The following is a 24,540-nucleotide window of genomic DNA, read 5'->3' as shown; positions in this document are numbered from 1 at the left end:
ACTGGCAGGCCACGAACGCGCATCTGGCGGCGTCCGGGCGCCATCTCTTTGCGCAAATTTAAACTGGTGTCAAAGAGTAAAGTTAAAGTGACAGGCGTGTGACAGCCCGTCGCACTGCTCGTATATGAATGATTTTCAGGCATATGACGCGAAAATCGGCATTTACCGCTTAACCCCGGCGCGATATCAACAACTGCACCGTCACCGAATTTGGGTTACCCATGCGGCACCACGTCAAGCACTACTTCCGGCGCCATGAGCCGAAGGGGCATGTCCACCTGCATCTGAAGTCGTGCATTGGCGCGATCCTTGCCATGTCGGCGGTGGGCGCGCTTGCCACGGTCACGCATCTGCCGCTGCTGATCGCGCCCTTCGGGGCAAGCGCCGTCTTGCTCTTCGGCCAGCCGAAAAGCCCGCTGGCGCAGCCTGCAAACGTAATCGGCGGCTATTTCGTCGCCGCCCTGCTGGCGCTCGGCGTCACCATGTTCTTTCCGGGCATCTGGCTGGCCGGCGCCGTGGGCGTGGGCCTTGCCATCGCGCTGATGCTGGCTTTGCGCGTGACGCATCCCCCGGCCGGAGCCGTGCCGCTGGTGGCGATCGCCGGACAGATGAATGGCGCGGTTCTGCTGGAAGTCGTGATGATCGGCAGCGCGCTGCTCGTTGCCATCGCCACCCTGCACCACCTGATCCCGCCCCGTCAGCAGTACCCGATCCGCATCGAGGAAAGCCCCGCGCCGGTGGAGTGAAACGGGGGGCGTTTGAGGGCGGGATGACGGGGTGTCGGCGGCTTGAGCTGCGTCAGCCACGTGCGATCGGGTAAGCCGGCAATCCCCCTACCGTCATCCCCGGGCTTGACCCGAAGATCCACCCGCTGGCCCGGCGATTGCCGCATGGATGCTCGGCTCAAGCCGGGGCATGAAGGAAAAAAGGAACCGATGGCCGATCCCGGGCGCTACCGCACGGCTCTCACCCGTCGCGACGGAAGCGGCAGAAGAAGAAGCCGTCGGTTTCGGTCGTCGCCGGCGTGAGCGTGACGCTGCGGCCATCGGGCGAGTGCGGCCTGGGGGCTTCCGCGCCGAACAGCGCCGTCCAGTCAGCCGTTGCGTCCTCGATGACGAAGCCGGGGTTTTCGGCGGCGAAGCGGGCCACCTGTTCCTCGTTTTCTTCCGGCAGCATGGAGCAGGTGACGTAGGCGAGGTAACCGCCGGGACGCACATAGGCCGAGGCATTGGCGAGAACCTCGCGCTGCTGCTCCAGCCGTTCCTCGAGGTTCTTCTGGGTCAGGCGCCACTTGGTGTCCGGGCGTCGCCGCCAGGTGCCGGTGCCGGTGCAGGGCGCATCGATCAGCACGCGGTCGAACCGGCCCTGATGGGCAGACAGGCTCGCAAGACTTTCATGGACCTGCACATTGCGCGTGCCGGCGCGCTTCAGCCGCTCGATGATCGGGGCGAGCCGCTTGCGGTCGCTGTCATAGGCATGCACCTGGCCGCGATTGTCCATGCTGGCGGAAAGCGCCAGCGTCTTGCCGCCGCCGCCGGCGCAATAGTCGAGGATCTGCTCGCCGCCCTTGGCAAGCACGAGATCGGCCACGATCTGCGATCCCTCGTCCTGCACCTCGAACCAGCCTTTCTGGAAGCTGAGTTCGGCGGTCACGTTCGGCAGGCGCGCGGCGCCGTCGCCGGCGGGAATGCGCACACCCTGGCGCGCGATGCGGGCCGCCTCGGCACCGGAGCGATCCAGCGCCTTCACCACCTTCTCGCGGCTGGCCTTCAGCGTATTGGCGCGCAGGTCGAGCGCCGGGCGCCCGGTCAGCGCCTGCGCCTCGGCAATCCAGCGCGCGCCAAAGGAGCGCGAGAAGGAGGCGGTCAGCCATTCGGGAATGTCGGCCTGCACATGGTCGGGTGCCTGGGAGAGATCGCGGCCGGCAAAGGCGGCCAGTGTCTCGGCAGCGGGAAGCGTCGGGGCGAAACGGTCGCCGTCGAATTCGGCGGCCAGCGACTCTGCCGTCAGGCCCCACTGGCGCAGGAGAACCGCGAAGGCAAGTGCCTCCGGGGCGTCGCTGTCCATCAGAAAGGCGTGGGACAGCCGCATGCGCAGCGCATCATAGACGATGTTGCCGATCGCGGCGCGATCGCCGGAACCGGCGAAACGGTGCGAAAGGCCCCAGTCCTTCAGCGCATCGGCCACCGGCCGGCGCCGCGTTTCAATGTCCGTCAATACGTCGATGGCTCCGGAGAGCCTTCCGCCAAGTCGCATCGCCTGTCCCAATCCAGATTGAAAGGCCGTGGTAACGGCGATGTCCGGCCGGGGCAAGGCCAAAGACGCGGGGCGCGTGACGGGACGGCCGGTTACGAGATGACGCGGTAGCAGACGCTGGCGTGGCCGGAGCTGACCATGCCGATCGTGCTGGCGGCTGCCTTGGAGAGATCGAGAATGCGGCCGCGGATGAAGGGGCCCCGATCGTTGATGCGGACAACGACGGACTTGCCGTTGCGCTTGTTGGTCACCTGGACCTTGGTGCCGAAGGCGAGGTTGCGGTGGGCGGCCGTCATGTGGGCGGCGTTCATGCGTTCGCCGGAGGCGGTGCGCGACGACAGGGCATACCAGGAGGCGCCGCCGCAGCCGGTGCCGGCTGCCTGGCTTTCGGTCGGCTGCACAAAAAACGCGGCAGCGGAGAGGGCGAGAGCGGCAGCAGCCAGGGTCACAGTCTTAACAGTCAATCGGTCAGTCCTTCGTGGATAACGGCGGGATCAGCTTTGTTGCGGCGCATTACCGGGTGAAAAGTGGCAAAAAAGTGCCGCAACCGACCACAGTATTGGATCGGATGTTCTATCCTGTGCCGTTTCAGGTGATTGTATTGCCGTTTGAATTCGTGCTCGAATTCCATGAATCCGTTTGGAATCAGAATGATTCCTATTTCATGGCGAAAACGGTGGGTCGAAGTTCGGCCCTGTGAATCAAATTTGTCTAAAATTTTTAGAAGACGCGAATCTGGCGATTCAAGCGACTGAATTTCGCGGCCTGATAACCCGAAGGTTGCAGGATATCGCAATGGATATTGCACAACGAAAAAGTCCATCGCCTGCTGTGCAGACGATGGACTCTGAAGCGTAAGAAAGTATTAACCCTATATTGACGACTTACATAAAGCGTCCGGGGAACGACTGTCGGAAGGGTTCACTCCCCGCTGCGACGCCCCCGCCACCGGCCATCGCGCCAGAGGTCGGCCAGCGAGACCCGATAGTTCGGATAGGCGAAGGAGAAGCCGAGCGCCTTCAGCTTGGCATTCGAGACGCGCTTGTTCTCGCCGTAGAAGGAGCGCGCCATGGGCGACAGCTGGGCCGTCTCGAACGGAATTTCCGGTGGCGGCGCGACCCCCATCAAGCGGGCGGCTTCGGTGACGACATCCTGCGGCGGGGCGGGCTCGTCATCGGTGATGTTGAAGATGCCGCCCATTTTCCGCTCGGCGAGGAAGAGCGCCGATGCCCCGATATCCTCGACGCGGATGCGGTTGAAAACCTGGCCGGGCTTGATGAGGCGGCGCGCGGTGCCTTCCTCGAAGTTCCAGAAGGTGTTGCGGCCCGGGCCATAGATGCCGGCGAGCCGCAGCACGGCAACCGGCACCCCCGCCACGTCTCCCGCCGTCAGCCAGCCGTCTTCGGCCTCCACCCGCTCGCGCGAGCGCACGGAGACGGGGTTCAGCACCGTATCCTCGTCCACCCAGGCGCCGCCATGATCGCCATAGACGCCGACGGTGGAGAGATAGCCGGCCCATGCGAGACGCGGGCAAAGCGTGGCAAGGGGAGGAACTCCCGCCCGCAGCAGCGGATCGCCGGCCTGGCCGGGCGCGATCGACTGCACGAGATGCGTCGTTTCGGCAAGACGCGCCGAGAGCGCAGCGTCGATCGCCTGTCCGTCGAAGATCAGCGGGCGGATGCCCTGCTGGCGGAGCTGCTCCGCCTTTTCGGCCGAGCGGGTCGTGCCGACAATGTCGCCGGTTACAGTGCGGAAGGCCTCCGCGATCGCCTGTCCGGAAAAGCCGGCTCCGAGGATGGTGAGTTTCATGGCGTCCTTCCTTCTTCCTGGCCTTCTTCCTGGCCCGTCAGCGCCGCCTGCCATTCGCCGCGCACCGTCTCGTCGTCTTCGCCCGGCAGTGCCCCGTGCGCAAGGGTCGCGAACGCCGCAGGCTGGAGAAGCCGCGACAGGGCCCAGACGGCCGCCCCGCGCACCAGCGGCGAGGGATCGTCGAGATGCGGGCGACAGGGCGCGGCAAGGGCGTGATCCCCGCTGTTGCCCGCCGCCACCAGCACATTGCGCAGGAACCGGTCGCGTCCGATGCGCTTGACGGGCGAGCCGGAGAACAGCGTGCGGAAGGCGGCATCGTCGAGCGCCAGCAAATCGCCGAGCGCCGGCGCCTTCAGGTCGTCGCGGGCCTTGAGGCGGATTTCGGACGCGGCCTGCGCGTACTTGTTCCACGGACAGGCGGCGAGACAGTCGTCGCAGCCGTAGATGCGGTTTCCCAGCATCGGCCGCAGGGCGCGCGGGATCGGCCCCTTGTTCTCGATGGTCAGATAGGAAATGCAGCGCCGCGCATCGATCCGGTAGGGGGCCGGAAACGCCTCGGTCGGGCAGGCATCGAGGCAGGCCCGGCAGGAGCCGCAATGGTCGCGCTCGCCCTCATCGGGGGCAAGGTCGGCCGTGGTGAACATCGAGCCCAGGAAGAGCCAGGAGCCATGGCTGCGGCTGACGAGATTGGTGTGCTTGCCCTGCCAGCCGAGCCCGGCGGCGGCGGCGAGCGGCTTTTCCATGACGGGTGCGGTATCGACGAAGACCTTCACGTCGCTGCCGGCCCGCGCCGCAAAGCGCGTGGCGAGCGCCTTCAGCTTGCCCTTCATCACGCCGTGATAGTCGCGGTGTCGGGCATAGACCGAGATCGCGCCGCGATCGGGGGCGTCGCGAAGGTGACGCGGATCGTCTTCCGGCCCGTAATTCATGGCGACCATGACGAGCGAGCGCACCTCCGGCCACAGCCCGGTCGGATGGCCGCGACGCTCCAGCGTTTCCTCCATCCACGCCATGCTGCCGTGATAGCCTTCGCCGACAAAGGCTCTCAGGACCGGCCGGAGATCGGGGATGCGCCCGGGCGTGGTGATGCGGCAGAGATCGAAGCCTTGGGCGGCTGCCTCAGCGGTCACGAACTGCGTCAGGCTGCGGCGCCGCTTGTCTGCCTGCGCCTGTCCTGCCGCGGTCGGTTCCATCGGTGTCGGGCTCAGAAATCCAGGTCCGCATAGTGCGAGACCGGCAGGATGCCGCGCACGCGCTCGGCCAAGAGCGGGCGGAAGGAGGGGCGCGACTTGATGCGCTGATACCAGTCCTTGGCGGCAGGCGCCTCGTTCCAGTCGATCTCGCCGAGATAGTCGAGGACCGAGACGGACGCAGCCGCGGCGAGATCGGCATAGGAAAGCCGCTCGCCGGCCAGATAGGTGCGCGAGCCCGCCAGCCATGACAGATATTTGAGGTGCTGGCGGATATTGGCGCGCGAGGTGCGCAGGACCTTGGAATCGGGTGCGCCGCCGCCCTGATCGGCCCGCATCTGCAGCTTGAAGACCCGCTCGCGCACCAGCGGCCGCGTGACGTCCGCTTCCATCTTCTGCATGAACCATTCCGTCAGCCGGCGGATTTCGGCGCGCTGGAACGGGTCTTCCGCCAGAAGCCGGCGGTCGCGCTTCAGCACGCCATCCGTTTCGTCGAGAAACTCGCAGATGACGCCGGCGCCACAGAGCGCGCGCATGCTGTCATCCACGTAGACGGGAAGCGTGCCGGCCGGATTGAGCGCCAGGAAGTCCTTGCGCTTGTCCCAGGGCTGCTCCTCCGCGAGATCGGGCTGGTAGCCGTATTCGGACAGGATCAGCCGAACGAAGCGGGAGGCGGCAGACATCGGGTGGTGGTACAGAATGGGCATCGGGAGCTTCTGATTTGCAGGGCGCTTCTTGTCAATCGTGGCCGGCTGTCTGGCGGGCCCTGCCTTCCCTGAAGGGGAAGCTATAGGAGCAAGGCACGACGAACGCAAGGAAACGACGTCTCTCCTAAATAGAGCGGAAATCTTCAGGGAAAATTAATTTCTCCGGCGATTCGGCGCGGAAGATGCCGCCGGGCCGCGAAAAGATGCGGCCCGAGGCGCGATGTCGTCCCGTCAGCTGACGATACCGAAATAGCCCATGCCGAGCAGGGCGATCCCGAGGATAATGCGGTAGATCGCAAAGACGGTGAAACGGTTGCTCTGGATATAGGCGAGCAGCCACTTCACCGCGATGAAGGCGACGATGGTGGAGACGACGAAACCGAGGCCGAGCGCGCCCCAGTCTTCACCGGCCAGGCCACCGTCCTTCAGCGTCTTGACGATCTGGTAGGCGCTGGCCGCATACATGGTGGGAATGCCGACGAGGAAGGCGAATTCGGTCGCGGCGGGGCGGTTGGCCGTGCCGGCGAGCATGGCGACGAAGATCGTCGCGCCCGAGCGCGAGGTGCCGGGAAAAATGCCGGCCACGACCTGCGCGATGCCGACGAGAATGGCGACGAGCCAGGTGATCTGCTTGTAGGGCGGCTTCTTGGCCGCGGCCCATTCGGCATAGATCATCCAGAAACCGCCAAGGATCAGCGCCCAGGCGATCGGGATGGCGCTTTCGGGCAGCTCGAAGCCGAGCTTCTTGACGATGAGGCCGAGGACGGCGGTGATGCCGAAGGCGAGCAGAAGCTTCAGGCCGTAGTCGCGGTTCTTCGGTTCGCGCCAGCCGAGGATGAGATCCATGAGACGGCGCCAGTAGATGATGGTGACGGCGAGGATGGCGCCGGCCTGGATGACGATGTTGAACGTATCGGAGCGGGCGCCGAGCCACTGTTCGGCAATGAGAAGGTGGCCCGTGCTGGAAATCGGCAGGAATTCGGTGATTCCCTCGATGATGCCCAGCAGGATGACGTTGATATAATCCATTGATCTCTCCGGGTTCGGCGATCTGCAATCCGTCGGCCAGCGGCATGGATCGAGCGCGGGGAGGGGCGCGCTTCGGCAACGCAGCCGGCCCGGCGTCGTCGCGTCCGACGATGGTTACGCTATTCCCGTTTGTCTTAAAGATGGTTCGTTAGGCATTTGTTAATGCTGCGCCGCAAAATCCCGAAAGGTGTTGCGGATCTGCCGAAGGCATGTCCTAGACGGGTCGCAGCCCGCCAAAGAAAAAGGCCGCTCCGCCGGTCTGTCCCGGTCGTGCGGCCTTGCCCTCAGTCTCATTCCGGAACAGGCCGCAGCCGGCGTGTTCCAATCGCGTATCAGTTTCCGGCGCCCGGAATGGAAGCTGTCGTGCAAGGATCGACGCCGTAGGCCGGCGTGCAGGCGCCGCGGCTGTCGGCGACGGTGGTGCGCGGTGCAACGAAGGAACCGGCGATGATGACCAGCGCTGCGCAAGCAAAGAAAGCAGCAATCGACTTGCCCATTGACGTTAAAGCCTCTCGAAAGAATGTGATGCCCCGGGGTGCCCCGCTGCGGCGCTCGTGATGCGCTGATAGTCGGAGCTGACAGGCTGATCAATAAGGGATCATGCTGAATCCCCGGTAAATGAAAAAGCCGCATTTGGCTGCGGCTTTCATGCAACGCTTGTGCTGTGGATGGCGGCTTCGCGCCGGGTGCTCAGGCGGCGCGGCCCGAACGCGTGTACTGGCCCTGCGGGCGGTAGCGCACGAGATAGGACGGCAGGATCGCCTCCAGCGCCGTCGGCTTGATGCCCATGCCGTCCAGCGTGCGCCCGTGGGCGATGGCATCGGCGGACACGACATTGTCCGACTTCAGCAGGGTGACCTGATCCGGCGTGATCGGCGGCGTGATGAACGGCACCAGCGAAGCGACCGAGCCCATCAGCGAGGCGATGCCGAAGGGCAGGGAGACCAGCGGGCGCTTGCGGTCGATGACCGCCAGCATGGTTTCGAGACAGTCGCGGAAGCTCATGACTTCCGGGCCGCCGAGCTCGTAGACGCTGCCGGCCGAAAGCTTGCCGTCAACGGCGTTGGCGACGGCTTCCGCCACATCCGTCACATAGACGGGCTGGAACTTCGTGTGCCCGCCGCCGACCAGCGGCAGGGCCGGGAAGAAGCGCGACATATCCGCGAACTTGTTGAAGAAGCCGTCCTCGGGACCGAAGACGATGGAGGGGCGCAGGATGACGGCCGAGGGAACGGTCGACAGGATCGCCTGCTCGGCACGGCCCTTGGTGCGGGCATAGATCGACTGGGAATTGGCATCGGCGCCGATGGCCGACACATGCGTCAGCGTCGCGCCGGCCGCGCGGGTTGCTTCCGCGATGGCGCGGGCACCGAATTCCTGCACGGAATCGAAGGTGTTGCGGCCGCTTTCGAAGAGGATGCCGACGCAGTTGACGACGTGGTCGGAGCCTTCGACGGCGCGGTCCACCGATTTGCGGAAGCGCAGGTTCGCCTGCACGAAGGAGATCTGGCCGACATTGCCGAGCGGCTGCAGGAAGCCTGCGAGATCCGGCCGGCGCACGGCGACGCGGATGCGATAGCCGCGGCGCGCCAGTGCCCTGACGACATGACGTCCAACAAACCCCGAGCCGCCGAAGACGGTGACGAGCGGCGGAAGATTGGCGAGGGTCATGGGGGCGTTACTCCTGGTCGATGAGGATGAAATCGCCTGCGGTTCTACCCCAAGACGATGACAAGGTGAAGGTGGGCCGAGTGCCGCAGTGTGCACTGCGGCAAGGCGGGATCAAAGCCCTTCGACGACCACCATTTCCGCATCCGCAACTTTCTGGCGGATGCCGGCGGCGATCTGGTATTCCGGCGAGTTGTAGCAGTCGATCGCGGCCTGCATCGAGGGGAACTCGATCACCACGTTGCGGGCCCGGACCTCGCCCTCCAGCTTGTGATAGGCGCCGCCGCGCGCGAGGAAGGTCGCGCCGTATTTCTCGAAGGCGACCTTCGCTGCCGAAACGTAGTCCTTGTAGCCTTCCGGGTCGCGAATATCGACGCGGGCGATCCAGTATCCCTTGGCCATGGTCTCTCCTCCTTCGTTTGCGGTCAGGCTCAGGCGTTGGCAGGCCAGAGCGCCCTGTGCATTTCCTCGAGAATAGCCTCTGCCGCCGCCTTCGGGTCTTCTGCCTTGACGATGGGGCGGGCAACGACGAGATGGCTGGATCCGGCCTTCAGCGCGTCTCCCGGCGTCACGACCCGCTTCTGGTCGCCTGCCTCGGCGCCGACAGGACGGATGCCGGGGGTGACGATCGAAAGGCGCTCGCCCACGATCTCGCGGACCATCGCCGATTCCTCGGCCGAGCAGACGATGCCGCCCATGCCAGCATCACGGGCCTGCTCGGCGCGCAGCTTGACCAGCGATTGCGGGTCGGTGGCGTAGCCGGCTTCGGTGAGGTCGGCCTGGTCCATCGAGGTGAGAACGGTGACGCCGAGCAGGCAGAGGCCAGAGCCCTCGGCGGCCTTGACTGCCGCGCGCATCGCCTTGGGATAGGCATGCAGCGTCATCATGGTCATCCCCATCTTGGCGATGTTTTCGACGCCATGGGCGATCGTGTTGTCGATGTCGAGGAGCTTCACGTCGAGGAAGACCTTCTTGCCGGCGCGGGCGAGCGCCTGTGCGAAGGGAAGGCCGCCCGCAAAGACCAGCTGGTAACCGATCTTGTAGAAGCCGACGGTATCGCCGAGCGTTTCCACCATGCGCTCCGCCTCGTCCACCGTGGGAAGATCAAGGCCGACGATCAGTCGGTCACGGGTGTCCATCGCATCACGCTCCCTGCCAGAATTCGACAGGCGTCCACTCGCATGCAAGCCGTCGATCGGCAAGCGGAAATGATCGGCAACGAGAATGCAGGGCGCGCGTGGCCGGCTCAGCCGCGCCGGTAGACCCAAAGCTGCGCCGGCGGAATGTTGCGGACCACGAAGTCGTAATGGCTGATCTGGTAGCGGCCCGGCATGGCGACGACCGGCGACAGCGGGCCGTAGGAGATCTGCATCACGGGCCGGCCGGCCGGCAGCCGGTCGAGCAGGTCCTCGACGAGCGCGACACGGCGCTCCATCGGGAAATTCAGAAGCGGGACGGCGGAGATGACGCAGTCGAAGGTGGTGCCGGAAAGGGCGCCCAGCGTTTCATCGAGATTGAACGCATCGCCATGGACGAAATTCACGCCGGGATAGGTCGAGACCAGATGCTCGAAGAAGCTTTCGGAATACTCGACGGAGACGAGCTTTTCCGGCGCGACGCCGCTCTGCAGGATCGCCTTGGTGATGACGCCGGTGCCGGGGCCAAGCTCGAGGACCGGCAGGCCGGAGGTGTGGTCGATGACGCTCGCCATGCGCCGGGCGGTGAAGCCGGATGTCGGCACGATGGAGCCGACGGCCTTCATGTTGCTGCGGAATCCCTTGAAGAAGCGGATTTCCTCGTCGAACTTGCGACCGAGCCGTTCCTTGACCTTCACGCCGAGCTTCATGCACGCCCCCAGGGATACACCCGTCTGTCGCCGGCGGTTGAGCCCGCCCGGCTTCGTTGCTGCGGCCTCATGTCCGCATCTTGTTGACGAGAATGTGACGGTATTTGCGTCAAAAACAAGTCTCATTGCGGCATTTCTGCGCAAGGTGCGAGGTTTTCCTTACGCTTATGGAAAACGGGCCCGCCGGTCCGGCAAGCCCGTTTCGATTCTCGCGGTGCCGCTGAGGCGTCGGGGACGCCGGCGCGTTCTTAGACGCGCATCGGCATCAGCACGTAGAGCGCATCGTCGCCGGCGAGATCGCGCACCAGCGTCGGCGAGCCCGGATCGGCCAGCATGAACACCGCCTCCTCGCCCGAAAGCTGAGAGGTGATGTCGAGCAAATATTTGGCATTGAAGCCGATTTCCAGCGGATCGCCGTCATAGCCGACCGGCAGTTCTTCCGTGGCGCTGCCGGAATCCGGGTTGTTGACGGTCAGCGTCAGCTGTCCATCGACCAGCGCGAGCTTCACCGCCCGGCCGCGTTCCGACGAGATGGTGGAGACGCGATCGACGGCGGAGGCGAAGGAGGCGCAGTCGATGCGCAGTTCCTTGTCGTTGGCCGTCGGGATGACGCGCTGGTAGTCCGGGAAGGTGCCGTCGATCAGCTTCGAGGTCATGACGATGGAGCCGATGGTGAAGCGGATCTTCGCATCGGAGACTTCGACGGTGACCGTGAGATCGGGATTGTCCACGAGCTTCTGGAGTTCGCCGACCGTCTTGCGCGGAATGATGATGCCCGGCATGCCTTCCGAGCCCGAGGGCGCTTCCACGTCGGCGCGGGCCAGGCGGTGGCCATCGGTCGCAACGGAGCGCAGCTTGAGCTTGCCCTGGCTTTCCACCGTATGGATGAAGATGCCGTTGAGGTAATAGCGCGTCTCTTCCGTGGAGATGGCGAACTGGGTGCGGTCGATCAGCATCTTCAGCTCGCTCGCCTTGAGACGGAACGTGTGGGAGAAGGCGCCGGTGGTCAGGTCCGGAAAGTCGCTTTGCGGCAGGCACTGCAGCGAGAATTTCGAGCGGCCGGAGGCGACCGTCATGGTGGCGCCGTCGGGCGCGGTGGCGAGCATCACTTCCGAGCCGTCCGGCAGCTTGCGTACGATATCGTAGAGCAGATGCGCCGGCACGGTCGTGGCGCCGGCCTGCTGGATCTCGGCCGGGGTCGCTTCCGTCACTTCGAGGTCGAGGTCGGTCGCCTTCATATCGAGGCTGGTGCCTTCGGCGCGCAGCAGGATGTTGGAGAGAATCGGGATCGTGGTGCGCCGTTCCACCACCCGGTGAACGTGGTTCAGCGTTTTGAGAAGGTTCGACCGCTCGATGGTGATACGCATGATGCTACCGCTTTGGACCGGCATGCCGCAGGCCGCGGCACGCGCATGATGTGTGACTGGCGTGGCGGCAAAGTCCGCCCTCAGACGTGGAGGCGCAAAATGGCAGATATCCCGCAGCGGATGCAAGCGCTTTTGCCGGCCGCCGGCCTTATCCCGCAGTAACCTTACCGTGGCCGGGGCGCGGGGCATTGTGACCCCCGGCGCGCCTTGCTCTCGCCGCCCGCCTCCCGCATAAGGGGCGGGCAGGGACGGGCAAGCGCGCGGCGCCCCGCCCGCGTCAGGATGGGGTGCATGCAGGATCGACCGAAGACCTACCGGGTCCACGCAACCGAGATCACGGCCCGGCCGCTGGAGGGCGCGCTCTACCTCGTCGCGACACCCATCGGCAATCTTTCCGACATCACGCTGCGCGCGCTGGAAACGCTGGCCGGTGCGGATGTGCTGGCCTGCGAGGACACCCGCGTCACCCGCGTGCTCCTCGACCGCTACGGCATCGTCAACCGTCCCTATGCCTATCACGAACACAATGCCGCCGAGGTCGGCCCGCGCCTGATCGAGGCGCTGGAGGCGGGCAAGTCCGTCGCGCTCGTCTCCGATGCCGGCACGCCGCTCGTCTCCGATCCCGGCTTCCGGCTGGCGGAGGCGGCGATCGCCGCCGGCATCCGCGTCGTGCCGATCCCCGGTCCCTCCGCGCCGCTGGCCGCGCTGGTCGGTGCCGGCCTGCCCAACGACGCGTTTCTGTTCGCCGGCTTCCTGCCCGTGAAGGACAAGGCGCGCCGCGAGCGGCTGGCGGCCTTCGCCGATGTCGCCGCCACCCTGATCTTCTTCGAATCCCCGCACCGTATCGCCGATACGGTGCGCATCGCATCGGAAGTGCTGGGGCCGGAGCGCGCCGGCGTCGTCTGCCGCGAACTGACGAAGACCTTCGAGGAATTCCGCCGCGGCACGCTGGGGGAGCTCGCCGCCCATTACGGCGAGGCGGGCCCGGTCAAGGGCGAGATCGTGTTCCTCGTCGGCCCGCCGGGCGAGGCCGCCGCCCCGGATGCGGCCGATGTCGATGCGCTGCTGGTGAGGCTCGCCGCAGAGCTTCCGGCCGGCAAGGCGGCGACCGAGGCCGCGCGCCAGACCGGCCTTGCCCGCAGCGATCTCTATCAGCGGCTCCTCGCCCTCAAGACCGGCGCATGACACGGGGCGGGCGGCCATCGACACCCGATCCCGCCCGCCGCAAGGCGCTCCGACGCGGCGCGCTCGCCGAGATCCGCGCCGCCATCGCGCTCACACTGAAGGGCTACCGCATCATCGGTCTGAGGGTCCGCACCCCGCTTGGCGAAATCGACCTGATCGCCCGGCGCGGCGATCTCGTCGCCATCGTCGAGGTCAAGGCGCGCCGCGATCTCGCCGCCGGCGTCGATGCCGTGACGCTTGCCGCGCGCCGCCGCATCCGGGCCGCCGCCGACCTCTGGCTGTCGCGCCGCACTGACGCCGCCCGCCTGTCGCTGCGGTTCGACATCGTCGTCGTCTCGGGCTGGTCCTGGCCGCGCCATTTCACGGACGCCTTCTGACCGCCTGCCCACCCTGCGATTTTTTGGGGGAGCGCATCGGCGCCGTGTCGTGGAAATGAAACAGAACTGTCGCTCGGTCTTCATCCGGAAGGCTTAGGTGCCTGCCATCCCCAACGACCACTGCGGTGGAGAGGACAGGACCATGAGCAAGAAAATCGCGTTTGCCGGCCTCGCGCTGGCCTTTTCGGTAACCAACAGCTACGCCGCCACCACCATCACCTGGTGGCACGGCATGGGCGGCCGCAACGGCGAAGTCATCAACGAGCTTGCCCAGAAGTTCAATGCATCGCAGTCCGAATGCGCGCTGAACCCGGTTTCCAAGGGCACGTATGAAGAGGCTCTCTCGGCCGGCATCGCCGCCTTCCGTTCGGGCGAGCAGCCCAACATCCTGCAGGTCTTCGATGCCGGTGCCGCCACCATCATCAATGCCAAGGGCGCGACGATCGCCGCCGAAGACCTCCTGAAGGACAACGGCTACACGCTCGACCGCGATGCCTTCATCGAAGGCGTGCGCTATTTCTACGCCGATGCCAGCGGCAAGTTCGTCGGCATGCCCTTCAATTCCTCGGCCCCGATCATGTATCTCAACGACGAAGCCCTGAAAAAGGCCGGCGTCGAGGCCCCCAAGACCTGGGAGGAGTTCGAGGCGATCGCCCCGAAGCTCAAGGAAGCCGGCTACATTCCGCTCGTCCAGTCGCAGCTGACCTGGCAGTTCACCGAGAACTTCTTCTCGCGCAACAACATCCAGTTCGCCTCCAACAACAACGGCTATGACAGCGTCGTCGACACCACGATCAACGTCACCGACCCGAACCACGTCATGATGTATGAGAAGCTGAAGGCCTGGTACGATCAGGGCCTGTTCGGCTATTACGGCGCCGCCTGGAACGATAACCAGAAGATGTTCGAGGAAGGCAAGGCCGCGCTCTGGATCGGTTCGTCCGGCTCCTTCGGCGGCCTGCAGAAGACCGCCAAGATGCCCTTCTCCGCAACCTTCCTGCCCTATTGGGGCTCCATCAAGGGTGCCGGCGTGCATTCCTTCATCGGCGGCGCCGCCCTCTTCGCCATGGCAGGCAAGCCGGCTGAGGAAAACAAGTGCACGGCCGCCTTCTTCAACTTCCTGACCTCGACCGAGATCCAGAAGTTCTACCACGAGGCCACCGGCTACGTGGCCATCACCAACGCCGCCTACGAGCTGGCGAAGTCGGAAGGCTACTACAAGGAAAAGCCGGCCGCCGAAGTCGGCATCAAGCAGCTGCAGCTGCCGTCTGCCGAGTGGAACAAGGGCTACCGCCTCGGCTTCTACCCGCAGATCCGCGCCATCATGGAACGCGAATACAACCGCATCTTCGCCGGTGAAACGACCCCGAAGGCCGCGATGGAAACGATCAAGAAGGAAGCCGACGAGCTTCTGGCCCGCTTCGCCAAGACGGCCGGCTGATCGATCCCCCCTGACATGCCTGAAACACCCGGAAGCCCCGCGCTTCCGGGTGCATTCCTGAAAGGGCTCCGATGAAACGCGTCCAGTTCCAGTCGCGATATCTGCCGTATCTGCTGCTCCTGCCGCAGTTCGTGATCATCTCGATCTTCTTCTACTGGCCGGCCGCCCAGGCCATCACCTCGTCCTTCTACATCGAGGATCCCTTCGGCTTCGGCTCCACCTTCGTCGGCCTTTCCAACTATACGGACGTGCTGTTGTCGGCCGAGTACCGCAAGATCGCGCTCTTCACGCTGGTCTTCTGCATACTCGTGACCTTTCTCGTCCTCTCGCTCGGCCTGCTGCTGGCCCTGAAGGCCGATGCCGTCATTCGCGGCCAGTCCGCCTACAAGACGCTGCTGATCGTGGTCTACGCCATCGCCCCGCCGGTCGCCGGGCTGATCGGCATGATGTTCTTCGACCAGCACATCGGCCCCTTCGTCAAATTCGTCGCCCTCTTCGGCTGGGACATGAAGGTGGGGCTCAACTATTTCGACACGGCCTTCGCGATGATCGTGGTGGCGGTCTGGAACCAGATTCCCTACAATTTCATCGTCTTCCTCTCCGGCCTGCAGGGTATTCCCGTCTCCGTCCGCGAGGCCGCCGCCATCGACTGCAAGTCCGGCACGCGCCGTTTCTGGACCGTCATCCTGCCGCTGCTGACGCCGACGGCCTTCTTCCTCCTGGTCATCAACATGACCTATTCGCTCTTCGACACCTTCGGCGTCATCGACGTCATCTCGAAGGACAAGCCGGCCGACAATCCGATCACGCTGGTCTACAAGGTCTATCTCGACGGCTTCCGGGGCAATGATCTCGGCTCGTCCTCGGCGCAATCCGTCATCCTCATGCTGGTCGTGCTCGTTCTGACGATGATCCAGTTCCGCTTCATCGAACGCCGCGTTCACTACGGCTGAGGAGAGCGCCATGCACCGCACCGGATTTTTCGATCACCTGATCCTCCTCCTCGGCGTCTTCTTCATGGTGGGGCCGCTGGTCGTGGCCTTCACGACATCCACCCATTCGGCCGCCGACATCCATTCCAACGGGCTGATGCTGTCGATCGGCAATGACGGCCTTTCGACCTATGACAAGGTCCTGTTCCGCGGCAGCGGCTTCACCGGCGCCGTCACCGGCCTCTCCATGACCATGAACTCGCTGATCCTCGGCATCGGCTTTGCCGTCGGCAAGATCGTGCTGTCGATGCTGGCGGCCTATGCCATCGTCTATTTCCGCTTCCGCTTCGCGACCATCGCCTTCTGGCTGATCTTCACCACGCTGCTTTTGCCGCTCGAAGTGCGCATCATGCCCTCCTATCAGGTGATGAGCGATCTCCACATGCTCAACACCTATCAGGGCCTCATCCTGCCGCTGCTGGCGTCGGCGACAGGCACCTTCTTCTTCCGCCAGTTCTTCAAATCCGTGCCCGAGGAGCTGCTCGAGGCCGCCCGCATCGATGGCGCAGGGCCGGTGAAGTTCTTCATCGACATTCTCGTGCCCCTGTCGCGCACCATGATCGCGGCCGTCTTCATCATCATGTTCGTCTATGGCTGGAACCAGTATCTCTGGCCCATGCTGATGACCACCGACGAGCGCTTCTACACGCTGATGCGCGGCATCAAGCAGATCCTGCAGGTCTGGGTGGGCTCGCAGATCCCCGATTACAACGAGGCCTTCGCGCTCGCCGTGCTCGCCATGCTGCCGCCCGTCATCATCGTCGTCCTGTTCCAGTCCTGGTTCATCAAGGGCCTCACCGAAAGCGACAAGTAAGGAAAAACGCCATGGCCGATATCACCATCGCCGGTGTCTCGAAGATCTATCAGGGTGGCGTCGAGGCGGTGAAATCCGTCTCGATCGACATTGCCGACGGCGAGTTCATCGTGCTCGTCGGCCCCTCCGGCTGCGGCAAATCCACCCTGCTGCGCATGGTGGCGGGGCTGGAAACCATCTCGAAGGGCACGGTGATGATCGGCGACCGCGTGGTCAACAATACCGACCCCGCCGACCGCGACATCGCCATGGTCTTCCAGAACTATGCGCTCTACCCGCACATGACCGTCTTCGAGAACCTCGCCTACGGCCTGAAGAACCGCAAGACGCCGAAGGCCGAGATCGCCGCGCGCGTCGCCGAAGCCGCCCGCATGCTGGAGATCGAACAATATCTCGACCGCAAGCCGCGCGCGCTTTCCGGCGGCCAGCGCCAGCGCGTCGCCATGGGCCGCGCCATCGTGCGCAAGCCCGCCGCCTTCCTCTTCGACGAGCCGCTGTCGAACCTCGATGCCAAGCTGCGCGTCTCCATGCGCGGCGAGATCAAGCGGCTGCAGAAGCGGCTCGGCACCACATCCCTCTACGTCACCCACGACCAGCTGGAGGCCATGACGCTCGCCGACCGCCTCGTTGTGCTCTCGGGCGGCCAGATCGAGCAGATCGGCCATCCCCTCGACGTCTACCACCGCCCGGCCTCCACCTTCGTCGCAAGCTTCATCGGCTCGCCCGCCATGAACCTCGTGACCGCCCATGTCGAAAACGGCGCCGCGTCGATCGGCGCATACCCGGTTGTGGGATCCATGCCGGCGATGGAAAACGGCGCCGTGACGCTCGGTCTGCGGGCCGAGGACATCCAGATCGTCGAGGCCGGAACACCCGGTGCGCTGCCCTTCCGGCTCGATTATACCGAAGAGCTGGGCGCGCAGCGCCTGCTGCATGGGGCCGTCGCCGGTCAGCCCCTCACCGTTGCCGCCTCGCCGGATATTGTGCTGAGGGACACGCTGTCGATCCTGCCGCCGGCCGGCCGCCTGCACTGGTTTGACGCGGCAACCGGAAAGCGCATCGAAGGCGTGCCGCAGGCCGCGCCCGTCCTTGCAAGGCCCTTCGCCCCGGCTGAAAACGCGACGGCGGGAGCCTATTGATGATCACCGATCTGGTTGCCGAGCTTGCCGTTCCCTCCGCGCTGGAAATCGAGCGCTGGAAAAGCCTTGAGCGCACAATCGTTGCCCATGAAGCCGAGGCGGCCGGCATTTCCGCGCTGAACACGCTGGAGCTTGGCGGCCGGCCAGGCCGCAGCGGGCCGCTCGCCTTTCCCTTCACCGCCATCGCCTGGAACCTCGAACGCTGCCTGTTTCCGGAGCTCTCGGCTGACCACCTCGCCGCCACCGGCGCGTCCCTCGTACTGCTGTCGGAGATGGACAATGGCATGGCCCGCACCGGCCAGCGCCACACCACCGCGCGGCTCGCGTCGATGCTCTCCATGGCCTATGCCTATGGCGTCGAATTCATCGAACTCGGCCTCGGCTCCGAGATCGAGGCGAGCTTTGCGACGGACCCCCACAATGCCCGCGGCTTCCACGGCAATGCGCTGGCGGCGTCTGTCACGCTCGCGCGGCCCTTCCTGCTGCGCCTGTGGGGCGAGCGCCCGTGGTTCACCCGCGAGGGCGACCAGCCGCGGCTTGGCGACCGCTGCGCCATCGGCGCCGTCATCGCCACCGAAACGGGCCCGATGCTCGCCGTCTCCGTGCATCTCGAAAGCGCCACCACCGCCGCCTATCGCGAACGCCAGGTGACGGAGATGCTGGATGCGCTGGACGCAGCCTTTCCCGGCATCCCGACGCTGATCGGCGGCGACCTCAACACGGGCAATCATGCCGGCGGCGATTTCGAAGCCGAGGGCCTGTTCCGGGTTGCGGCCGGGCGGGGTTACGAGCGGCATGGCGGCCCGCTCGACGTGATGACCACGCGCCCGAGCCTCATCACCCGCTGGCCGGACCGCGCCATGAAGCTCGACTGGTTCCTCGCGCGCGGCCTGGTTATCGGCGAGACCACCATCGTTCCCTCGCTCGACACCAGCGGCCGGCCGCTCTCCGACCACGACATGATCGTCTGCCGCATCGACGGCTTCGCCTGAGGCGCCGCGGAGGCACGATCGCCGCCTTGTCAGGCGTCGTCCGGCCCTCTACATCGTCAGGGCTTTCATTCCCGGGGAAACGAGATGGCCAAGATCCTGAACGTCGGCGTGCAGATGGACCATGTGTCCGGCATCAACATCGCAGGCGACTCCACTTTTGCGATGAGCCTTGAGGCGCAGCTGCGCGGGCACCGCCTGTTCCACTACACGCCCGACAAGCTCTCGCTGCGCGACGGCACGGTCTATGCCACCGTGCAGCCGATGGAACTGCGCGACGTGAAGGGCGATCACTTCACGCTGGGCGAGCCCGAGCGCATCGATCTTGCGACGATGGATGTGGTGCTGCTGCGCCAGGACCCGCCCTTCGACATGGCCTACATCACCTCGACGCATCTGCTGGAGCGCATCCACCCGAAGACGCTGGTGGTGAACGATCCGGCCTGGGTGCGCAATTCGCCCGAGAAGATCTTCGTCACCGAGTTTGCCGACCTCATGCCGAAGACGCTGATCACCCGCGATCCGGCCGAGATCGCCCGCTTCCGCGAGGAGATGGGCGACATCATCCTGAAGCCGCTCTACGGCAATGGCGGCGCCGGCGTGTTCCATTCCACCCGCGACGACCGCAACATGTCCTCGCTTCTCGAAATGTTCGGCCAGATGTTCCGCGAGCCCTTCATCGCCCAGCAATATCTGCCGGCCGTGCGCAAGGGCGACAAGCGCATCCTGCTGGTGGATGGCGAGCCCGTGGGTGCAATCAACCGCGTGCCGGCCGAGCATGACAGTCGCTCCAACATGCATGTCGGCGGCCGCGCCGAGGCGACCGAGCTGACGACCCGCGAAAAGGAAATCTGCGCCCGCATCGGTCCGGCCCTTCGTGACCGCGGCTTCCTGCTCGTCGGCATCGACGTCATCGGCGATTACATGACCGAGATCAACGTGACGTCGCCGACAGGCATCCGCGAGGTGAAGAAGTTCGGCGGCGCCGACATCGCAGCCCTTCTGTGGGACGCCATCGAACGCAAGCGCGGCTGAGACGCCGGAGCGACCTCTATTTTGCTCTGCTGATTCAACCGCATGCAATCCTTGCGATGGAATCCTGCGGTTTGTTCGCATAATGTTCTTGTCAACAATCGCATGGCGTGCAAGATTTGCCGTCATGGGTTGTAACGGTGCAGGGCTGCTGGGGAAACCATCCTGGGCGCCGGGCCGGGCAGAACGGGTGAGGGCAGGGCATGGTCGCGCGGGTTCAGACGGTTGCCTTTCAGGGGATCGAGGGCGTGGCCGTCGACGTGCAGGTCATGGTCGCGCCGGGCCGCGTCGGCATGCAGATCGTCGGCCTGCCGGACAAGGCGGTTGCCGAGAGCCGCGAGCGGGTGCAGGCCGCGCTGCATGCCTCGGGCCTCGCGCTCCCCGCCAAGAAGGTCACCGTCAATCTCGCGCCCGCCGACCTGCCGAAGGAGGGCTCGCATTTCGACCTCGCCATCGCGCTCGGCCTGATGGCGGCGCTGGGTGCCATCCCGGCCGATGCGCTGTCGTCCTATGTCGTCATCGGCGAACTGAACCTCGATGGCACGATCGCAGCCGTCGCCGGTGCGCTGCCGGCGGCCATCAGCGCCCATGCGCTGGATCGCGGCCTCATCTGCCCGGCCGACAGCGGCGCCGAAGCGGCCTGGGCGGGCGCCGAGATCGACATTCTCGCACCCCGCAGCCTGATTGCGCTGGCCAACCATTTCCGGGGAACGCAGGTCCTGTCGCGCCCCGTGCCGGCGATCCGCGCGCTGGCCGCCAACCTGCCCGACCTCGCCGACATCAAGGGCCAGGAAAGCGCCAAGCGGGCGCTGGAGGTGGCGGCTGCCGGAAACCACAATCTGCTGATGGTCGGGCCGCCCGGTTCCGGCAAGTCGATGCTGGCCGCGCGCCTGCCCTCCATCCTGCCGCCCTTGTCGCCGGCCGAGCTTCTGGATGTCTCGATGATCCATTCGGTGGCGGGGCAACTGCCGGGTGGCAAGCTCTCCGACCGCCGCCCCTTCCGCACCCCGCACCATTCCGCCACCATGGCGGCGATGGTCGGCGGCGGGCTCAGGGCCCGGCCGGGCGAAGCCTCGCTCGCCCATCACGGCGTTCTGTTCCTCGACGAGTTTCCCGAATTTTCCCCACAGGTGCTCGATGCCCTGCGCCAGCCGCTGGAAACGGCCGAATGCGTGATCGCGCGGGCCAATCACCGCGTCTCCTATCCCGCCGCCTTCCAGCTCGTCGCGGCCATGAATCCTTGCCGCTGCGGCATGGCGGGCGAGCCCGGCCACCAGTGCGCGCGCGGCCCGCGCTGCGTGGCCGACTACCAGGCCCGCATCTCCGGCCCGCTGCTCGATCGCATCGACATCCGCATCGACGTGCCCGCCGTTGCCGCCGCCGATCTCCTGCGCCCCGCCCCGGCCGAAACCAGCGCCACGGTCGCCGCGCGCGTCGCCGAGGCGCGCCTGCTGCAGGAGGATCGCTTCCGGGCGCTGTCGGCCGGCCGCGTGACCAGCAATGCGCGCTGCAGTTCGGCCCTGATCGAGACGGTGGCGGAACCCGATCCCGGCGCGCTGCACCTGCTGCGCGACGCGGCGGAGAAGATGCGGCTGTCGGCGCGCGCCTATCACCGCGTGCTGAAAGTGGCGCGCACGCTCGCCGATCTCGACGCCTGCCCGACGGTCGGCCGCCTTCACATTGCCGAGGCGATCTCCTACCGCATCGTCGGCGACCGCATGCCGGCAGCCGCCTGATCCCCGATGTCGATGGCGGGGCCCGGGGCGACCGGGCCTGAGGTGACCGGGCCAGAAGCGCCGGCCAGAAGGTCGGCCGTCGCGGGGCGCGGAGATCCCCGGTCGATGGCGTCAGTAATCGCCCTGCACCGTCTGGCGCCCGCATGACCCCTTTGGGGTGTCGCGCCGATCATGAGAAAAGCGCTGCGCGATGGAACGGATGCAGATTGGCACTGAAGAGACCTTTGTCTGGAGAAGGCGTGTCGGCCTTCGTTCCGTGCCGGCCGGCTGGGCGCATGGCCAGCAATGCGGGAGGCTGACAGCAAGGTCCGGCGAAATCCGGTCCGGCAAGGACACGGTCCTCGTTCCCGGCGGTTGGTGGACGCGCCGACGGGTACGCGCGGACCGCTTGGCAACCGATGTCAGGCCTCGTCGCTGCGCGGCGTGATGGCGCTGAGGGGAAGGCTCAGGCGCACCTCCGCGCCCTCCGGCGGCAGGCGGGTATGCTGGCTGCCGCCCATGCCGGCAATCACACGCTGCTGGAGCGTGGTGCCGAAGCCCTGCTTTTCCGCGGGCGCCGGGGGAGGGCCGCCGCGTTCGATCCAGTCGATGGAGACCTGCTCGCGGCCGTCGATGGTGGTTAACGACCAGCTGACCGTCAAATGTCCGCTCTGGTTCGACAGGGCGCCGTATTTGGCCGCATTGGTCGCGAGTTCGTGCAGGATGAGGCTGAGCGAGAGCACCGCCTGCGAGACAAGCGGCACGGCGGGCCCGTCAAGAGCGATGCGGCCACTGCCCGGTTCTGCAAAGGGCGCCAAAGACTGCTGGACGACGGCCCCCAGTGTCGCCTGCTCGAGCCCGCCGACACCGCGCAGGAGCAGGTTGGAGCGGCCCATGGCATCCAGCCGCTCGCGCAGCATGGCAGCGAGTTCCTTCGGCGTCTGGGCGTAGCGCTGCGACAGGCCGATGACGGCGCCCATGGTTGCAAAGATGTTCTTCAGGCGATGGTCGAGTTCGCGGGCCAGCACATCCTGCTGCTCGGCCAGCCGTTCCTTCTCCGTCCGCTCCTTGCGCTCCGCCCGGAACGCCTTTGCGAGCAGATGGATCAGCCACAGATCGATGGAAACGATCCCGGCATAGAAGGTCATGGCCAGCAGCGCCGAGGGCGACATGCCGAAACTGCCGACCGGGGGAATGAAAAACAGCCACGCGACAAGGCCACACAGTGCCGCCGTGACGGCCCCAGGACCGATGCCCAGGATGAAGCCCGTGAGGATAACGGCCGGAAAAAAGGTCACAAAGGGAAAGCCGGGCGGCAGATAGGGATTGGCAATGTAGCGGATCAGGCAGGCGATCCCCGCCATGCCGATCGCCACAAGGTAATGGCCGGCAATCCGCATCGGCGTACGGCGCTCCGGCCGGCGATCGAAATTGGCAAAGCGGCTGAACCACGCCGTCTTCAGGGTCATGAAAAAACTCGAACTCCGGGCGCAGACAGATGATGCGAGATTGAACCGTGCCTGCCGTCGGGTCTGCCAGGTGATGCCTCCGGAAAGGCCGCTACGCCTTCCAACCGCGATGCCTAAAGTATGCCGCTTCTTCTGTTCGTCAAGGGTTTCGTTCGGCTTTCGGGAGGTGGAAATGCTCTCACGGTTTCATGGGGATAGGCAGGCATATCAGGAAACGGGCGCCCGTCGATGACCCCGAGCCCGCGGCGGCCAACGGGGGCCATGCGCCTCCCTGAAAGGCGCTCAGGAATAGGCGCGCCCGCGGCCGGCAGTTCAATCCGGCCGGAGAGCCGCGAGGAGCGATAAAGGGGTGACCGATGCACCGTGTGAGTGAACGAAAGGCGATATCATGCACCGGTCTCGTCTCAACCGGCGCAACAGGGAAGGGGCGGGCCACAGGCGCGGCCCGCCGGCCTTTTCCTCAGGCGCCGAGGCCTTCGAAAAGCACGGTCGAGAGGTAGCGCTCGGCAAAGGAGGGGATGATGACGACGATCGTCTTTCCCTCGTTCTCCGGCCGCTGGCCGATGGCGATGGCAGCCGTCAGCGCAGCACCGGAGGAAATGCCGACCGGAACGCCTTCGAGGCGGGCGACTTCGCGGGCCGTTGCGACAGCATCGGCGCTGGCAACGGTGACCACTTCGTCATAGATGCCCGTGTCGAGGATCGCGGGCGCAAAGCCGGCGCCGATCCCCTGGATCTTGTGGGGGCCCGGCTGGCCGCCGGAGAGCACGGGTGATTCCGCCGGCTCGACGGCGACGACCTTCAGCGAGGCCTTGTGCTGCTTCAGCACCTGCCCGGCGCCGGTGATCGTGCCGCCCGTGCCGATGCCGGAGACGAGGATATCGACGGCGCCATCCGTGTCGTTCCAGATTTCCAGCGCCGTCGTCTTGCGGTGGATTTCCGGGTTTGCCGGATTTTCGAACTGCTGGGGAATGATGGCGTCCGGCAGCGTCTCGACCAGTTCCTGCGCCTTGGCGATCGCGCCCTTCATGCCCTTGGCGCCTTCGGTCAGCACCAGCTCGGCACCCAGAAGGGCCAGCATCTTGCGCCGCTCGATCGACATGGTCTCGGGCATGGTGAGGATGAGCTTGTAGCCCTTGGCGGCGGCAACGAAGGCGAGCGCGATACCGGTATTGCCCGAGGTCGGCTCGACCAGCGTCGTCTTGCCAGGGGTGATCTTGCCCTGCGCTTCCAGCGTCTCGATCATGGCGACGCCGATACGGTCCTTGACGGAGGCGATCGGGTTGAAGAATTCGAGCTTGGCGAGCAGATGCGCCTTCACGCCCTTCTCGGCGGCCAGCTTGTCCAGTCGAACGATCGGCGTGTCGCCAATGGTCTCGGTGATCGAATTGTAGATGCGCCCGCGGCCCGGCTTGCGTGTCTCCGACATGGAAGTCTCCCCTGTTGATCCTGTTGAGGTGACAGGAGAATAGGGGCTCGCCGGCCCCCATGCCAGTGCCGCGCCGGCATGGAAGC

General features: G+C 65.6%; 25 protein-coding genes. 11 read left to right on the top strand and 14 right to left on the bottom strand.

The window, feature by feature from the left end; all coding sequences use genetic code 11:
- The first annotated feature begins 221 nt into the window (after positions 1 to 221).
- Positions 222 to 746, top strand: a complete 525-nt coding sequence (locus ACED18_RS09450) for an HPP family protein (RefSeq protein ID WP_377291432.1) — start codon at positions 222 to 224, stop codon at positions 744 to 746.
- 220 nt (positions 747 to 966) lie between these two features.
- Here the strand turns inward: ACED18_RS09450 and ACED18_RS09445 are convergent, their stop codons facing one another.
- The gene (locus ACED18_RS09445) at positions 967 to 2,256 is read right to left on the bottom strand and encodes an RsmB/NOP family class I SAM-dependent RNA methyltransferase (RefSeq protein WP_377291430.1); all 1,290 of its coding nucleotides are present in this window, start codon (positions 2,254 to 2,256) and stop codon (positions 967 to 969) included.
- A gap of 92 nt (positions 2,257 to 2,348) precedes the next feature.
- On the bottom strand, positions 2,349 to 2,720 hold the full coding sequence (locus ACED18_RS09440) for a septal ring lytic transglycosylase RlpA family protein (RefSeq protein ID WP_377291428.1): 372 nt from the start codon (positions 2,718 to 2,720) through the stop codon (positions 2,349 to 2,351).
- A gap of 14 nt (positions 2,721 to 2,734) precedes the next feature.
- Between ACED18_RS09440 and ACED18_RS09435 the strand changes: the two genes are divergently transcribed.
- Complete coding sequence (locus ACED18_RS09435) at positions 2,735 to 2,956, top strand: hypothetical protein (protein WP_377291426.1); 222 nt, start codon at positions 2,735 to 2,737, stop codon at positions 2,954 to 2,956.
- Positions 2,957 to 3,177: 221 nt separating this feature from the next.
- On the opposite strand, the gene ACED18_RS09430 is transcribed toward ACED18_RS09435, so the two are convergent.
- From ACED18_RS09430 to dnaN, 10 genes are all read right to left on the bottom strand, one after another.
- Entirely contained in the window at positions 3,178 to 4,065 is an 888-nt protein-coding gene (locus ACED18_RS09430) for an SDR family oxidoreductase (RefSeq protein WP_377291424.1), read from the bottom strand.
- Positions 4,062 to 5,258, bottom strand: a complete 1,197-nt coding sequence (gene queG, locus ACED18_RS09425; protein ID WP_377291422.1) for a tRNA epoxyqueuosine(34) reductase QueG — start codon at positions 5,256 to 5,258, stop codon at positions 4,062 to 4,064. The genes ACED18_RS09430 and queG overlap by 4 nt, the downstream gene beginning before the upstream one ends.
- Before the next feature lie 11 nt (positions 5,259 to 5,269).
- Positions 5,270 to 5,962: a glutathione S-transferase family protein gene (locus tag ACED18_RS09420; RefSeq protein WP_377291420.1), complete on the bottom strand. Its 693-nt coding sequence runs from the start codon at positions 5,960 to 5,962 to the stop codon at positions 5,270 to 5,272.
- A gap of 231 nt (positions 5,963 to 6,193) precedes the next feature.
- On the bottom strand, positions 6,194 to 6,991 hold the full coding sequence (locus tag ACED18_RS09415; protein WP_377291418.1) for an undecaprenyl-diphosphate phosphatase: 798 nt from the start codon (positions 6,989 to 6,991) through the stop codon (positions 6,194 to 6,196).
- Positions 6,992 to 7,323: 332 nt separating this feature from the next.
- On the bottom strand, positions 7,324 to 7,488 hold the full coding sequence (locus tag ACED18_RS09410; protein ID WP_377291416.1) for a hypothetical protein: 165 nt from the start codon (positions 7,486 to 7,488) through the stop codon (positions 7,324 to 7,326).
- Positions 7,489 to 7,681: 193 nt separating this feature from the next.
- Positions 7,682 to 8,662 (bottom strand): complex I NDUFA9 subunit family protein, encoded by a 981-nt coding sequence (locus ACED18_RS09405; RefSeq protein ID WP_377291414.1) that lies wholly within the window; start codon positions 8,660 to 8,662, stop codon positions 7,682 to 7,684.
- Between the two features lie 111 nt (positions 8,663 to 8,773).
- Complete coding sequence (locus ACED18_RS09400) at positions 8,774 to 9,061, bottom strand: DUF1330 domain-containing protein (RefSeq protein ID WP_377291412.1); 288 nt, start codon at positions 9,059 to 9,061, stop codon at positions 8,774 to 8,776.
- Positions 9,062 to 9,090: 29 nt separating this feature from the next.
- Entirely contained in the window at positions 9,091 to 9,798 is a 708-nt protein-coding gene (pyrF, locus tag ACED18_RS09395) for an orotidine-5'-phosphate decarboxylase (protein WP_377291410.1), read from the bottom strand.
- A gap of 107 nt (positions 9,799 to 9,905) precedes the next feature.
- Entirely contained in the window at positions 9,906 to 10,505 is a 600-nt protein-coding gene (gene pmtA, locus ACED18_RS09390) for a phospholipid N-methyltransferase PmtA (protein WP_377291408.1), read from the bottom strand.
- A 248-nt stretch (positions 10,506 to 10,753) separates the two neighbouring features.
- Positions 10,754 to 11,872 (bottom strand): DNA polymerase III subunit beta, encoded by a 1,119-nt coding sequence (dnaN, locus tag ACED18_RS09385; RefSeq protein ID WP_377291406.1) that lies wholly within the window; start codon positions 11,870 to 11,872, stop codon positions 10,754 to 10,756.
- A 291-nt stretch (positions 11,873 to 12,163) separates the two neighbouring features.
- On the opposite strand from dnaN, the gene rsmI reads away from it, so the two are divergent.
- The 9 genes from rsmI to ACED18_RS09340 all read left to right on the top strand — a co-directional run bounded on the left by rsmI (position 12,164) and on the right by ACED18_RS09340 (position 21,577).
- A complete protein-coding gene (gene rsmI / locus ACED18_RS09380) occupies positions 12,164 to 13,057 on the top strand; it encodes a 16S rRNA (cytidine(1402)-2'-O)-methyltransferase (RefSeq protein ID WP_377291404.1) in 894 nt (297 codons plus the stop codon).
- A complete protein-coding gene (locus tag ACED18_RS09375) occupies positions 13,054 to 13,434 on the top strand; it encodes a YraN family protein (protein WP_377291402.1) in 381 nt (126 codons plus the stop codon). The genes rsmI and ACED18_RS09375 overlap by 4 nt, the downstream gene beginning before the upstream one ends.
- 142 nt (positions 13,435 to 13,576) lie before the next feature.
- Positions 13,577 to 14,875 carry an extracellular solute-binding protein gene (locus ACED18_RS09370; RefSeq protein ID WP_377291400.1) on the top strand — a complete coding sequence of 433 codons (1,299 nt, stop codon included), beginning with the start codon at positions 13,577 to 13,579 and terminating at the stop codon, positions 14,873 to 14,875.
- A 71-nt stretch (positions 14,876 to 14,946) separates the two neighbouring features.
- The gene (locus tag ACED18_RS09365; protein WP_377291396.1) at positions 14,947 to 15,828 is read left to right on the top strand and encodes an ABC transporter permease subunit; all 882 of its coding nucleotides are present in this window, start codon (positions 14,947 to 14,949) and stop codon (positions 15,826 to 15,828) included.
- A 10-nt stretch (positions 15,829 to 15,838) separates the two neighbouring features.
- Positions 15,839 to 16,681 (top strand): sn-glycerol-3-phosphate ABC transporter permease UgpE, encoded by an 843-nt coding sequence (gene ugpE / locus ACED18_RS09360; protein ID WP_377291394.1) that lies wholly within the window; start codon positions 15,839 to 15,841, stop codon positions 16,679 to 16,681.
- Between the two features lie 11 nt (positions 16,682 to 16,692).
- Positions 16,693 to 17,820 (top strand): sn-glycerol-3-phosphate import ATP-binding protein UgpC, encoded by a 1,128-nt coding sequence (locus ACED18_RS09355; RefSeq protein WP_377291392.1) that lies wholly within the window; start codon positions 16,693 to 16,695, stop codon positions 17,818 to 17,820.
- Entirely contained in the window at positions 17,820 to 18,812 is a 993-nt protein-coding gene (locus tag ACED18_RS09350; protein WP_377291390.1) for an endonuclease, read from the top strand. The genes ACED18_RS09355 and ACED18_RS09350 overlap by 1 nt, the downstream gene beginning before the upstream one ends.
- Positions 18,813 to 18,896: 84 nt before the next feature.
- Positions 18,897 to 19,844, top strand: a complete 948-nt coding sequence (gene gshB, locus ACED18_RS09345; protein WP_377291388.1) for a glutathione synthase — start codon at positions 18,897 to 18,899, stop codon at positions 19,842 to 19,844.
- A gap of 200 nt (positions 19,845 to 20,044) precedes the next feature.
- Positions 20,045 to 21,577: a YifB family Mg chelatase-like AAA ATPase gene (locus tag ACED18_RS09340; protein ID WP_377291386.1), complete on the top strand. Its 1,533-nt coding sequence runs from the start codon at positions 20,045 to 20,047 to the stop codon at positions 21,575 to 21,577.
- 401 nt (positions 21,578 to 21,978) lie between these two features.
- Here the strand turns inward: ACED18_RS09340 and ACED18_RS09335 are convergent, their stop codons facing one another.
- A complete protein-coding gene (locus ACED18_RS09335; protein WP_377291384.1) occupies positions 21,979 to 23,025 on the bottom strand; it encodes an HWE histidine kinase domain-containing protein in 1,047 nt (348 codons plus the stop codon).
- Positions 23,026 to 23,485: 460 nt separating this feature from the next.
- Positions 23,486 to 24,454, bottom strand: a complete 969-nt coding sequence (cysK, locus tag ACED18_RS09330; protein ID WP_377291382.1) for a cysteine synthase A — start codon at positions 24,452 to 24,454, stop codon at positions 23,486 to 23,488.
- Positions 24,455 to 24,540: the final 86 nt, after the last annotated feature.

The sequence above is a fragment of the Rhizobium sp. SG2393 genome (genome assembly GCF_042610495.1).
GTDB lineage: Bacteria > Pseudomonadota > Alphaproteobacteria > Rhizobiales > Rhizobiaceae > RU20A.
Note: the sequence above shows the minus strand (reverse complement) of the source record. Positions and strands in the feature narration are given on the sequence as shown.

Coding starts and splice junctions, on each gene's coding strand:
- ACED18_RS09350 (WP_377291390.1), top strand. CDS start 17,820: ATGATCACCGATCTGGTTGCCGAGCTTGCCGTTCCCTCCGCGCTGGAA.
- ACED18_RS09340 (WP_377291386.1), top strand. CDS start 20,045: ATGGTCGCGCGGGTTCAGACGGTTGCCTTTCAGGGGATCGAGGGCGTG.
- ACED18_RS09445 (WP_377291430.1), bottom strand. CDS start 2,256: ATGCGACTTGGCGGAAGGCTCTCCGGAGCCATCGACGTATTGACGGAC.
- dnaN (WP_377291406.1), bottom strand. CDS start 11,872: ATGCGTATCACCATCGAGCGGTCGAACCTTCTCAAAACGCTGAACCAC.
- ACED18_RS09375 (WP_377291402.1), top strand. CDS start 13,054: ATGACACGGGGCGGGCGGCCATCGACACCCGATCCCGCCCGCCGCAAG.
- ACED18_RS09370 (WP_377291400.1), top strand. CDS start 13,577: ATGAGCAAGAAAATCGCGTTTGCCGGCCTCGCGCTGGCCTTTTCGGTA.
- ACED18_RS09410 (WP_377291416.1), bottom strand. CDS start 7,488: ATGGGCAAGTCGATTGCTGCTTTCTTTGCTTGCGCAGCGCTGGTCATC.
- ACED18_RS09355 (WP_377291392.1), top strand. CDS start 16,693: ATGGCCGATATCACCATCGCCGGTGTCTCGAAGATCTATCAGGGTGGC.
- pyrF (WP_377291410.1), bottom strand. CDS start 9,798: ATGGACACCCGTGACCGACTGATCGTCGGCCTTGATCTTCCCACGGTG.
- pmtA (WP_377291408.1), bottom strand. CDS start 10,505: ATGAAGCTCGGCGTGAAGGTCAAGGAACGGCTCGGTCGCAAGTTCGAC.
- queG (WP_377291422.1), bottom strand. CDS start 5,258: ATGGAACCGACCGCGGCAGGACAGGCGCAGGCAGACAAGCGGCGCCGC.
- ACED18_RS09335 (WP_377291384.1), bottom strand. CDS start 23,025: ATGACCCTGAAGACGGCGTGGTTCAGCCGCTTTGCCAATTTCGATCGC.
- cysK (WP_377291382.1), bottom strand. CDS start 24,454: ATGTCGGAGACACGCAAGCCGGGCCGCGGGCGCATCTACAATTCGATC.
- rsmI (WP_377291404.1), top strand. CDS start 12,164: ATGCAGGATCGACCGAAGACCTACCGGGTCCACGCAACCGAGATCACG.
- ACED18_RS09400 (WP_377291412.1), bottom strand. CDS start 9,061: ATGGCCAAGGGATACTGGATCGCCCGCGTCGATATTCGCGACCCGGAA.
- ugpE (WP_377291394.1), top strand. CDS start 15,839: ATGCACCGCACCGGATTTTTCGATCACCTGATCCTCCTCCTCGGCGTC.
- ACED18_RS09430 (WP_377291424.1), bottom strand. CDS start 4,065: ATGAAACTCACCATCCTCGGAGCCGGCTTTTCCGGACAGGCGATCGCG.
- ACED18_RS09420 (WP_377291420.1), bottom strand. CDS start 5,962: ATGCCCATTCTGTACCACCACCCGATGTCTGCCGCCTCCCGCTTCGTT.
- ACED18_RS09415 (WP_377291418.1), bottom strand. CDS start 6,991: ATGGATTATATCAACGTCATCCTGCTGGGCATCATCGAGGGAATCACC.
- ACED18_RS09405 (WP_377291414.1), bottom strand. CDS start 8,662: ATGACCCTCGCCAATCTTCCGCCGCTCGTCACCGTCTTCGGCGGCTCG.
- ACED18_RS09450 (WP_377291432.1), top strand. CDS start 222: ATGCGGCACCACGTCAAGCACTACTTCCGGCGCCATGAGCCGAAGGGG.
- ACED18_RS09365 (WP_377291396.1), top strand. CDS start 14,947: ATGAAACGCGTCCAGTTCCAGTCGCGATATCTGCCGTATCTGCTGCTC.
- gshB (WP_377291388.1), top strand. CDS start 18,897: ATGGCCAAGATCCTGAACGTCGGCGTGCAGATGGACCATGTGTCCGGC.